Origin of the sequence: Pseudomonas sp. K5002 (genome assembly GCF_013386655.1) — a bacterium.
Classification (GTDB): Bacteria; Pseudomonadota; Gammaproteobacteria; order Pseudomonadales; family Pseudomonadaceae; genus Aquipseudomonas.
Genome location: NZ_JACARK010000826.1, coordinates 1 through 2,123, shown reverse-complemented (window position 1 = coordinate 2,123; position 2,123 = coordinate 1). Strand labels below are relative to the sequence as shown.

At 63.2% G+C, this 2,123-nt stretch carries 2 protein-coding genes and 1 pseudogene; all 3 read right to left on the bottom strand.

Going from position 1 to position 2,123, the window contains the following annotated elements; all coding sequences use genetic code 11:
* Nucleotides 1–385 (bottom strand): RraA family protein (locus tag HX846_RS29300; RefSeq protein ID WP_372242023.1); only part of this gene is annotated, 385 nt, incomplete at its 3' end.
* 26 nt (nt 386–411) lie between these two features.
* Nucleotides 412–1,750, bottom strand: a pseudogene (locus HX846_RS29295) (MFS transporter).
* Between the two features lie 103 nt (nt 1,751–1,853).
* Nucleotides 1,854–2,123 (bottom strand): aminotransferase class I/II-fold pyridoxal phosphate-dependent enzyme (locus HX846_RS29290; protein ID WP_178966689.1); only part of this gene is annotated, 270 nt, incomplete at its 5' end.

The following is a 2,123-nucleotide window of genomic DNA, read 5'->3' as shown; positions in this document are numbered from 1 at the left end:
TGGTGAACAGCGGGTAGCCGTCGCCCAGGGCCTTGCTCACGTCGCGGCACACGCCATCGATCACCGTCGCGGCGATCCGCTGGCTGCCGGCGTACTGGGTCATGATGTCGCCCCACACCGTGCAGTCGGTGCGTCCGTCGTTGTCGATCACCACCACATCGCCTTCGGCCACGTCATCGATAAAGTCACCGACGGTGCCCGGCGGGGTGCTGGCGCTGACGTAGCGCACCGTGAAGGCCGGGCCGACCACCACCTGGCGATAGTTGTCCAGGGGCATGATTCCCAGGCATTGGCCGGGCAGGCCTAGCTTGTCCAGGGCGTCGGACACGCCCGGGGTGTCCAGGCCGGCAAACAGGGCAACCAATTCTTGGTCTTGGGGTGACATGGATAACTCCTCGTGGTGGTGACAAATCAGGTCGGGTGGCTGGAGGCCGGGCGGGGCTCGGCAATGGTCAGCAAAATGATGAAGCTGATGAACGAGCCGATCGCCAGCCAGGCGAACACGTAGTTCCAGCCGTAGTTGTCCAGCAGCAGGCCGGTGATGAAGGGCGTGGCGGCGGCGCCCAACTGGCCGATCATGTTCACGATGGCGTTGGAGATCGGGAAGGTCTTCTTGGTGGTCAGGCCCATCGGGTAGACCATGTAGGACGAGAAGCCGAGGCTCAGCACCACGCCGGTCAGCATCAGCAGCAAGCCGTAGGGCAGGGGCTCGGCCGGTGAATTGATCAGCAGGTACATCATCAACGAGGTGCCGACCGCCGACAGCAACATGCCCGGCTTGCGGCGCCCGCCCATCAGGCGGTCCGAGCAGAAACCGCCCAGCAGGTTGCCCAGCACCGCGCCCACCCAGGGCGCTGCCGAGACCAGGCCCATGTTCATGATCGAGAACTGCTTGACGGTCATCAGGTAGGTGGGAATCCACGCCAGCAGCACGCTGGAGACACCGAGCTGGAAGCAGTAGCTGGTGGCGCACCCCCAGATATTCCATGAGGTGAAAACCTGACGGTTGGTTTCCAGGGGCTTTTCATCGCGGGTGCGGATCACCCGGTCGAGCTTTTTCACCCACGCCGGCGTCTTGTGCACACGGGCGGTCTGGGCGATTGCGGTGTCTTCGACGATGTATTGAAGTTCGGCCTGGTTGACGAAGCGGCTGCGGGACGGATGGTCGGTGACCAGGAAGTACCAGACCACCGCCAGCACGATGCCCGGGATCGCAAAGAAGTAGAAAATTTCGCGCCAGCCCCCATACCGAAATGATCACGGCACACAGCGGCGGCACGATCACCGGTCCGAACTTCACGGCCGACAGAAAGATCCCCGACGCGGTGCCTTTTTCCCGTGCCGGAAACCAGTTATTGATGGTGGTGGTCATGCTGATGGGCAGCGGGCCTTCGGCGATGCCCAGGCCCAGGCGGTAGAGTTTCAGCGCCAGCAGTGAGCTGGCGGTGCCTACCAGGCCGGTCAGCAACGAGGTCAGCACCATGGCCCCCGGCAGGATCCGGCTGACGCCAAAGCGGCCGAAGGCAAAGCCCGACGGCAGTTGTGCCAGGGCGTAAGCCAGCAGGAACAGGCTGACCAGGCCACCGGCCTGGGCGTTGCTCATTGCAAATTCCTGGCGAATGAACGGCAGCGCCACGCCGAGGTTGGCCCGGTCGGCGGCGGCCACGGTGTAGATCAGGAAAATCAGCGCAGCAACCACCCAGCGGTATTGGCTGCGCACAGCGGGTTTTATGACTTCAGGCATAGACATGGGGGCGGACCTTGTTGTTGTGAGTGTTGTCCTGTTCGGCCTTAATCTTAAGAAGGGGCGCACGCCACCATTAGCGATATTTATCTATGTGAACTCATCACTTTTATTCTTCTGCCAGCAAGCTGCTGCAGAAGCCGCGGATTGCCTCGCACGCCTGGCGCAACGACTTGTCATCCAGGGCATAGGCGATGCGGATGTACGGCCCCAGGCCAAAGGCGCTGCCATGCACCACGGCTACATTGGCCTCATCCAGCAGCGCCAGGGCCACGTCTTCATCGCTGCGCAGCAGCCGCCCGCCCGCCGAGGTGCGCCCGATCAGCGCGGCGCATGAGGCGAACGCGTAGAACGCGCCGGCGGGGCTGATGCACGTCAG